This is a genomic window from Synechococcus sp. H55.8 (assembly GCF_047462375.1).
Taxonomy (GTDB): Bacteria; Cyanobacteriota; Cyanobacteriia; order Thermostichales; family Thermostichaceae; genus Thermostichus.
Genome location: NZ_JANSJC010000045.1, coordinates 1 through 9,043, shown reverse-complemented (window position 1 = coordinate 9,043; position 9,043 = coordinate 1). Strand labels below are relative to the sequence as shown.

6 protein-coding genes are annotated in these 9,043 nt (G+C 59.1%); 4 read left to right on the top strand and 2 right to left on the bottom strand.

Features of this window, described 5'->3' with window-relative positions; all coding sequences use genetic code 11:
* Positions 1 to 248: 248 nt before the first annotated feature.
* From NW862_RS12505 to NW862_RS12495, 3 genes are all read left to right on the top strand, one after another.
* Complete coding sequence (locus tag NW862_RS12505) at positions 249 to 1,643, top strand: malic enzyme-like NAD(P)-binding protein (RefSeq protein ID WP_414336179.1); 1,395 nt, start codon at positions 249 to 251, stop codon at positions 1,641 to 1,643.
* A 538-nt stretch (positions 1,644 to 2,181) separates the two neighbouring features.
* Positions 2,182 to 3,291: a hypothetical protein gene (locus NW862_RS12500; protein WP_414427237.1), complete on the top strand. Its 1,110-nt coding sequence runs from the start codon at positions 2,182 to 2,184 to the stop codon at positions 3,289 to 3,291.
* Positions 3,292 to 3,395: 104 nt separating this feature from the next.
* Positions 3,396 to 4,067 carry a DUF1614 domain-containing protein gene (locus NW862_RS12495; RefSeq protein ID WP_414427236.1) on the top strand — a complete coding sequence of 224 codons (672 nt, stop codon included), beginning with the start codon at positions 3,396 to 3,398 and terminating at the stop codon, positions 4,065 to 4,067.
* On the opposite strand, the gene NW862_RS12490 is transcribed toward NW862_RS12495, so the two are convergent.
* Complete coding sequence (locus tag NW862_RS12490) at positions 4,064 to 6,154, bottom strand: caspase family protein (protein ID WP_414427235.1); 2,091 nt, start codon at positions 6,152 to 6,154, stop codon at positions 4,064 to 4,066. The genes NW862_RS12495 and NW862_RS12490 overlap by 4 nt on opposite strands.
* Positions 6,155 to 6,416: 262 nt before the next feature.
* Positions 6,417 to 7,295: a lysostaphin resistance A-like protein gene (locus NW862_RS12485; protein WP_414335634.1), complete on the bottom strand. Its 879-nt coding sequence runs from the start codon at positions 7,293 to 7,295 to the stop codon at positions 6,417 to 6,419.
* A gap of 243 nt (positions 7,296 to 7,538) precedes the next feature.
* Between NW862_RS12485 and NW862_RS12480 the strand changes: the two genes are divergently transcribed.
* A partial coding sequence (locus NW862_RS12480; RefSeq protein ID WP_414427234.1) for an ABC1 kinase family protein occupies positions 7,539 to 9,043 on the top strand: 1,505 nt, incomplete at its 3' end.

Here is a 9,043-nt window from a genome sequence, read left to right as displayed (position 1 = left end):
TCAGCTCTACTTCAGAGACCCGGTACACGGGATGGACTCCGTCCCGCTGCCGCGAACGATGAAGCAACTGGGGCAGAAGAAGAGACAAAAGCTCTGCTGTCAAGCGGGTGAGGAAACCCCACCCGCCTGCGCGGTGGGGTAGTTCATAGTTTGATTGCCATTTGACAGTGACCAGAGGATTCAGTTTTGGACGGGCTCGCCCTGCTGAAGGCAGTTTTTCGTTTACTATTCGTCTACTATAGAAGGCTATGACGAAACTCACCCCCAGCTCCAGCTACAGTATTGCTTTGCGCCTGCGCCTGCCCAACCAGCCAGGAGCACTGGCCCGCGTCACCCAGGCTATTGCCGAGGTGGGAGGCAGCCTCAGCCAGATCGACCTCGTCTATCAATCCTCTGCAGAGACGGTGCGGGAGATCTCGGTGGATGCTGTCAGCAGCGAGCATGCCGAGCAAATTCGCGCCGCTGTTGCCTCTTTGCCCAATGTGAAAGTAGAGCGGGTGGTGGATCGCACCTTTGAGCTGCACCGCGGAGGAAAGCTGCAGGTGGTGGCCAAAAGCCCCCTGGAGAGCGCCGCCGATCTGGCCATGGCCTACACACCGGGGGTGGGGAGGGTGGCACTGGACATTGCCGCCAACCCCGCCGCCGTCTATGACTACACCATCAAGGGCAATTGCGTGGGCATTGTTACCGACGGCAGCGCTGTGCTGGGCTTGGGGAACATCGGGCCGGAGGCCGCTCTGCCGGTAATGGAGGGGAAGGCGGCCCTGTTCAAGCGCTTTGCCGATATCGATGCCTTCCCTCTGTGCCTGGCCACCCAGGAGGTGGAAGAAATCGTGGAGACGGTGGTGCGCCTGGCTCCCGGCTTTGGCGGCTTTAACCTGGAGGATATCAGCGCCCCCCGCTGCTTTGCCATTGAATCCCGGCTCAAGGCCCGCCTCAACCTACCGGTGTTCCACGACGATCAGCATGGCACGGCGATTGTGGTGCTGGCCGCCTTGCTGAATGCTTTGAAGGTGGTGAAAAAAAGCCTGGATCAGGTGCGCATTGTGCTCAATGGGGCGGGAGCAGCTGGCATTGCCGTCACGCAACTGTTGCGGCGGGCCGGGGCCAACCATATTGTGGTCTGCGACCGCCAAGGGATCCTCAGCCGCTCCCGCACCGACCTCACCCCAGAAAAGGCGGCAGTTGCAGTCGAGCAGAGCGGATCCCTGGCAGAGGCTTTGGTGGGAGTGGACGTGTTCATCGGGGTGAGCGTGGCCAATGCCCTGGCGGCAGAGATGGTGGAGAGCATGGTGCCGGATCCCATTGTCTTTGCCCTGGCCAACCCGGTGCCGGAGATCCAGCCGGAGCTGGTGAGCGATCGGGTGGCGGTGATGGCCACCGGGCGCAGCGACTACCCCAACCAGATCAACAATGTGCTGGCCTTTCCGGGCGTGTTTCGCGGCGCTCTGGATTGCCGCGCCAAGCAGATCAACACCGAGATGTGCCTAGCGGCCGCCCACGCCATCGCCAATTTGATCCCACCTGAAGATTTGGATCCCCAGTGGATCATCCCCTCGGTCTTCGACGGGCGGGTGGTCTCTGAGGTGGCTGCCGCAGTAGTTCAGGCTGCCCGCCAAACGGGAGTGGCCGGGATCCCTTGAGGGGTGCCCAGGCGGCCTATTGCCCTAGGTTCCCCTTCGCCAAAAGCGGGTGGAAGGCAGCATCCGCTCGACCGCAGGCTTCTGAGGCGTCAGCCCGTCGGGACAGCAATTACCCGTCCTAGCGCTGTGCGGAAGCAAGCTGGCAGTGCAGGGAGGATGTCAACATACCGAGCATCAATCTTTGGCCTGGGGAACGCTTTGGATCCGCAAATGCGGCAACGTTGAAGTCTGCTTTTTTCGGATCCCTTGTAACTTAACAATCCTTCAAGCTTTCTTCCTTCTTTGTGTAGTATTTTGCGCAGACGTCACTGACTTCATCGATTACCCTGAGTTTCAGGTTTCTAATCACTCGGCACTCCCAATGGATATACGTAAGCCGCTCTGCGTCCACATCGTCACCACGCTCACCGCTGCTAGCATTGCCGCTTTGCCTCAGTCTGACCTCGGCAGAGCCCTCAGAGTGGCTCTGGTGGTTGGAGCCGGGAACGCAGTAGCCTCGAGGGTTGCTTGGTCTTCTGCCCGAGACAGGGATCGGCGAGTGCAAAGCCTCCAAGCAAAGATTGAAGGGCTACAGGACCAGTCTGCGCGGAAGGAGGAAGAAATTCAAAGATGGCAGGGTCTCGTCGGAGACTTGTCCCGGCAAGTCCAGGAGAGGGACGAGAAGCTGCAGAACCGGCAAGCGGAACTGACAGAGCTCCAAACCCAGCTTCAGCAGAGCAGCAAGCAAGTCCAAGATCTGGAAGCGCAGCTGGCCGAGCAACAGCGCTTGCAAGAAGAGCTCCGCCGCCGGGAGCAAAGAATCGAGGAGCTCCGCTGGCAAATTGAGGAAGGCGAGAAAGAACTTTCTAGGCTGCGGGAAGAGCTTCAGCAAAGGAGCGGGCGGCTCCAAAAACTTGAAGCCCAGTTGGCCGAGCAGCAGCAGCTTTTGGAACAGCTCCAAGACAAAGATCGGCGAGTGCAAAACCTCCAAGCAGGGATTGAAGAGCTACAGAACCAACTCTTCCAAAGAGAGGAAGAGATAGAGAGGCTGCGTGCGGAGCAGCAAAGATGGCTACAAACTAGAGGCGATTCAGCTAAGCAGCACTATGCATACACAGACGAGGTTACAGAGCTGAGACTACAGCTTCAACAAAGGGATGAGGAAATAGAGAAGCTGAAGGCTGACTTAGAAGATTTTCAAGAGACTGTGTCTGCAATGTCCCAAGGAACAAGGCATTATAGGAGGTGCAAGCCATCGGAAACAGATATAATTTTGAGAAGAACTGAGAGAGAATTTTACCCCCAAGAAGCCAAGAGTTTTATTTTGGAAATCTTGCACAGAGCAATTGATCAAGTACATGAGAAAAGCAGAGTTCGGCATATACTTGAAGATCTGCTTCAATATAACGATGCACAGGAAGGCAACAGACATCGTCAAGATATTATGGGGTCTATAGATGATTTGTTCTTAGACTATCGCAAATGGAGTGATTCTCACGAGCGAAAACTGCAGAGACTTGGTTTTGAGATTACTTCAGAAGACAACCATGTCAAGATTCGTTTTCACAGAGATCCGCGCTATCAAATTATTCTATCTAGGACTCCCAGCGATTGGCGCGCCGGTCGCGAAATTATTCAAGAAATTCGCAAGAAAATTTTCGGGCTCTAACAGAGTTAGGAGACTTGTTTGTCATTTTTGTTACAAGAGCGGGATCCTCTCTGTCTAGAGTTGGGGGAGCCTGATAGCCTGGAAGAAAGTCTGGGATCCCTGCCATGTTCTACCTGCCGGTCTCGCTGTTGCTGTTTTTCATGCTGGTGCTGCTGCTGCCCTTCCTCTGGCTGGGGCTAGCGGTGGACGTGGTGGCGCTGGCGGTGGGGAAGCTGGGGTTCTCGCGGGAGGGGGCGCTGTTGCTGCTGCTGGCCATCTTGGTGGGCAGCTCGGTCAATATTCCTCTCTACCGCGTCAAGTGCGAGGTAACTCTGGTAGAAGACCTGGCCAGCCTGTGGATGCGGCAATTTTGGGGGATCCCGTTGGCCAAGATCTCTCAGGAGACGGTGGTTGCCCTCAACGTGGGTGGAGGGCTGATCCCGGTGCTCTTGGCCCTGTACCAATTTGGGCGGGCTGATGGGCTGTTGATCCTGGCCGTAACGGCACTGGTAACGGTGGTTAGCTACTACGCTTCCCACGTGGTGCCCGGGATCGGCATTCAGATGAATCCTCTGATTGCCCCGACCACGGCAGCCCTAGCCGCTTTGTTCTGGGCGGGGGATCAGGCGCCGGCGGTGGCTTTTGCCGGCGGGGTTTTGGGCACGGTGATCGGAGCCGATCTGCTGCACCTGCCGGAAGTGTTGCGGCGCAATTGCTCGGGCATTCTCAGCATTGGCGGGGCCGGCGTTTTCGACGGCATTGCCCTCTGTGGCCTGTTTGCCCTGCTGCTGAGCTAAACCAGCAAATAGGTGAGGGAAAGGGTAACAGCCTGGCTGGGATCCAGCCAGCGCAGGTCGGGATCCCCTTCTGGCGGACGACGGGTCAGCTCTTCTAGCAGCATCTGCGTCCACTCCAGCGGTTTGCTGAGCAACATCGGCGAACGGGTTATCCCCTGCTGACGGACCATGGCTTTGAGGGCTTCCAAGCTGGCCGACAAGGGGCGAGTACTGGCCACAAACAATAGCTCGGTCAGCCCCTGGGCATGGCAGGTGAGCAGATCGGGATTGACGGCAGAGCGCGACTCACCGGCCACCTCAGGCAGGGGTGGCAAAGTCAGGCTGCCCTTGGCCTCTAGACGCAGTGGCAGGGCAAAGTCCTCCTGGGGCACGGGAGCCAACAGGTGCAGTTGCCCGCTGGAATCGACCATCAACAGGTAGCCGAACAGATCCTGCTCGCCTTCGTTGCGCAGGGTGAGATGCAAGAGATCCCCGCGCATAAAGCGTAGTATGCCTGGCTCGGCAGCAGCCCCTTGGGCAAGCCGTGACCCCCGCAAGGGGGCTTTACTTCTGGTGGACAATTCCCCCACCACCGCCAGCGGCGAGATCGCGGCGTTGAGGGTAGTCCGCAGGCGCTTGGCTGCCAGCAGATGGGCCAGACGGGGCACCAGCCGCTGTACCGCCGTAGCTGCAGCTTCCCCAGCCGGCCCGCAGGAATTGAGCAGCAATTCTCGCCCCGGCCAAAAGAGGCTGTAGCCGTTGACTTCCAAAGGCTTGGGCAGAGCGTCTGCTTGAAAGGCGGCGGCCATTTCTGGGGTGATGCGCCCTAGCAGGCAATCCACCTGGCGCTCGCGCGGGTTAGCCGTCTCCATCCAGCTATGGCCGGCGATGGCGTTGGTCAGATCCACTTTTTCAACGCGACCCAAGTTGTCTTCCAGACCCACCAAAAGCTTGAGGCTGCTGGAGAGGCTGCGCAACTGCTCCCGCACCAGCGTGCCCACGGGGGGAAATTGACCTTCCCCGTTGGCCGGCTGCACCTGGGCCAACAGCCCGCTGCGAGAACGAATCAGCAGCGGCACCGACGAGGCGGTGGAAAGGGGAGCCAAAAGAGTACCCGGCTGCAGACCACCCAGCGCCGCCGGTGGGATCCCACCCAGCCACACCTGAGCCCGATTCCCCTTCACTTCCTGGATCACGCCGCTGACTGCCACCTGAGGGGGGGTGAGGAAGTAGGGCGGGATGCGTCGAGCCGTTTCTTTGCCCTCTAGGATGGGGCGCTGACAGGCAAACAGGCCCAGCTCCCGCCGGCTGGCCACTTGGTTGAAGGCCACCAGCAGGCGGGTGGCAGGTGTGCTTTCCCACAGGTACTGCGTCAGCAGATAGGTGAGTACTCCAGCGTAGAATCCTGGCCAAGCGGCTTCTGCTGCCAAGTCTTGGGGGGTGGTGGCGGCAATCAACAAGCCCTTGGGCGGAGACGGCCAAACCCGCTGCAGTTCCGAGGAGTCTGAGGCGGCAGATCCTGCTCCTTTCCCGGCTGGGGGGCGGGAACGCAGTTGCAAATTGCCTCGCACCGACGGCGAGATATGGGTGAAGCCACAGTCCAACAAAGTGGTGATCTGGGCGGTACCCAAGCCTTCCAAAAGCCGGAAAAAGCTGTCTAGCTCCATCGCCGCCATTCCTTCAGAGCCAGACAACAGCAGCACCGGCTGCCACTGGCCTGGCGCCGATCCCGCCCGCCACTGGCCGTAGCCGCTGAACTGCACGACCACTGTTTCCGCCGCCTGACTTGAACCCCCCAAGTGCTCCGCAAAGGCCGCTTGGATCCCACTCGGCGTGGCGGCCCCATCGGTGAGGGTGAGAATCTCTGCCGGGTCAAAGCCAAAGCGATTCAGGAGCAGCTCCCGCTGCAGCTCCAAATCGGTCACACAGCCCTGTAGCGCGGATCCCTCACCAGGGTAGCGGTTAATACCTATCAAGAGAGCCAACTTGCGGGAGCCAGCCGCCAAAGCTTGGCCATAGCGCTCAGCCTGACCCGCCAACCAGCCAGGGGAGAGGCCAAGGCTGGCAGCAACCAGGATCAATGTTTGCAGAAAAGACCGCCTTTCCATGTTGCCCCTCTGGGTTGACCCACTGGCCCAACGGCCACCCAATCGGCGAGCGAGCCACAGCTAAACTTTGCACGGGAATCTATTGCTGCCTATTTCAGGATATCCCTATCCCCGTGGCTTTTTCGCGGGATCGAGTAACAGTTTTCGGCGTTTTTTTTGCATTCCTTATCAAAGTCTCCGCCATTCTCACAGGAGACTCCACAGCAGCGCTCACCTGTCAGGCAAGGGGGAAATCAAGGTAGAAATGCACGGAGATCCACACTCAGCAGTTCAGGAAATAGGGCAAGCGAGCCCCACGCTTTGGCCAATGAAAGCGAACGAAAGGAACCAAAATGAACCCAGACACAACCAGACAAACCAGGCCGGAGTAGAGGTGAAAAACCCCGATCGGATCGGCTTGCTCCATTCCCTCGCCTGCCCAGGATCCCAGCGCCAAGGCTAGGAGATTGTTCAAGGCATGAGCCAGGACAGGCAAGCTGAGGGAGCGAGTTTGCAGGTAGAACAGGCCCATCACCAAGCCGAATACCGTCAGCCCGATCGGGTTGGGGTGCAGCAGGCCAAAGACAATGGAGGAAGCCAGCAGCCCCCTGGAGAGACCCCACTTGAGGCCCCAGCGGTGGAGCAAAATGCCGCGAAATAGCCACTCCTCCGTTATGGGGGCCACCACCACAATCGAGAGCCAGCGTAACCCTTGATACACCTGCGGCCAGGGCATTTCCCTATCCTTTTCCCCCAGCGAGTGGAGCATTGACTCCGCCAGCTCCGGTGCAGGCAGCGACACCAGGTAGAGCATCAACAAAGTTGTGCCCGTGGAGAGCACCACCAAAGCCAACACCACCCGCAGCAGGGATCCCCAGGGAACAGCAGCCCGCCAGTTGCCCCACAGCCGCCTCATCTGCAAATGGGCCTGCTGCCCCCGTCGCCAGCTCCAAATACAGGTGATGACGAAGGTAGAGCAATAGATAAGGTAGGCCAGCAGCGGGTCGTCCGAGGGGAGATGCAACAGTTTGGCCAAAGCGATAGCTCCCAAACCTACACCCAGGTTGATCAACACGAAGGCCAACAGCAGATGCCGCGCCTTGAGGGCTGCAAACCCAGTTAAACTCGGCTCAGCAGGCGGTAGCGTGCGGGATCCAGACACAAAGGCAGCTGTTGCAATTTTCCCATTCTAGTGACAGCTCACCCCCAGGTGAGCCGCTGTCAACTCCCCTCTCCCTTTTGGGGAGGAGCCGGGGGTGAGGGAAGCGGCGCAAAGCGCTTGGGGAGTGTCTTAACCTGATTTGCAATAACCATCCATCTGATGCAGCGAGCCGGTGGCTGCCTCCAAGAGTCGCTAGGTTGAGTCAGCAAGTTAAGATGTGTTACGGGATCCGTTGGGGTTTCTATGGGCGTAACACTGTCAACACCAGCAGCGAGACAGCATAACTTGGGTTCCGCGGCGGCAGGTTCTCCGGCTTTGCCCATCCCGCCAGGGTCGGTTTCGCAGTCAAGCCTGCGCTACGACCCAGAGCAATTGGCCAGGCAATATCGGGGGCGCTGGGATCTGGTGCTGGGGCGTCTCTTTCAGTTGATCACCCCCTTTTTGGGCTTGTTGGCCTGGGTGTTTTGGGATCGCTGGCGAGGAGTGGAGCAGAAGCATCGCCCCCAACACGCGATTCGACTGCGGGAGATCCTCACGCAATTGGGGCCGACGGCCATCAAAATCGGCCAAGCCCTCTCCACCCGTCCCGATCTGGTTTCGCCCCTGTTTTTAGAGGAACTGGCCAAGCTTCAGGATGAGCTGCCCCCCTTCGAGAATGCCGTTGCTTTTGCCCTCATCGAGTCGGAGATCGGCCAACCCACAGACAAAATCTTTCGAGAAATCAGCCCCGAGCCGATTGCCGCCGCCAGCCTGGGGCAGGTTTACCAAGCCTATCTGCACACGGGCGAGAAAGTTGCCGTCAAGGTGCAGCGGCCCGATTTGATCGGGCGCATCTCCCTCGACATGTACATCATCCGCAGCCTGGCCGCCTGGGCCAAGCGCACCTTCCGCCGCATCCGCAGCGACTTGGTGGGCATTGTCGATGAATTCGCCGGGCGGCTGTACGAAGAGATGGACTACACCCAGGAAGGCCGCAACGCCGAGCGCTTCCTGGAGCTGTACCGCCACCCCTCCATCTACGCCCCCAAAATTTACTGGGAGTACACCCGCACCAAAGTGCTGACGATGGAGTGGATCGACGGCATCAAGCTGACCCAGCTCGACAAAATCACTGCCGCAGGGCTGGACGGGCGGCACCTGATCGAGATCGGGGTCAACTGCTCCCTTAAGCAGCTTTTGGAGCATGGCTTTTTCCACGCTGACCCCCACCCAGGCAACCTCTTGGCCATGTACGACGGGCGGCTGGCCTACATCGATTTCGGCATGATGAGCACCATCCAGCCCCACCAGCGCTACGGCCTGATCAAGGCCATTGTCCATTTGGTGAACCGGGATTTTGTCGCCTTGGCCCAGGACTACGTGGATCTGGAGTTTCTGGATCCCGACACGGATCTCACCCCCATCATCCCCGCTTTGGAGGCTGTCTTTGCCGAGGCCCTGGGCAGCTCCGTGGCCGAGCTGAATTTTAAAAGCATCACGGATAGGCTCTCGGGGGTGATGTACGATTTTCCCTTCCGCGTGCCCGCCTACTACGCCCTGATCATCCGCTCTTTGCTTACCCTGGAGGGGATCGCCATCGGCTTGGATCCCAACTTCAAAGTGTTGAGTGTGGCCTATCCCTATGTGGCCCAGCGCCTGCTCACCGACCCGGCCCCAGAGCTGCGCACCTCCCTGCGGGAGCTGCTGTTTAACCAAGGGCAATTTCGCTGGAACCGCCTGGAGAACCTGCTGCGCAACGCCGCCAACAG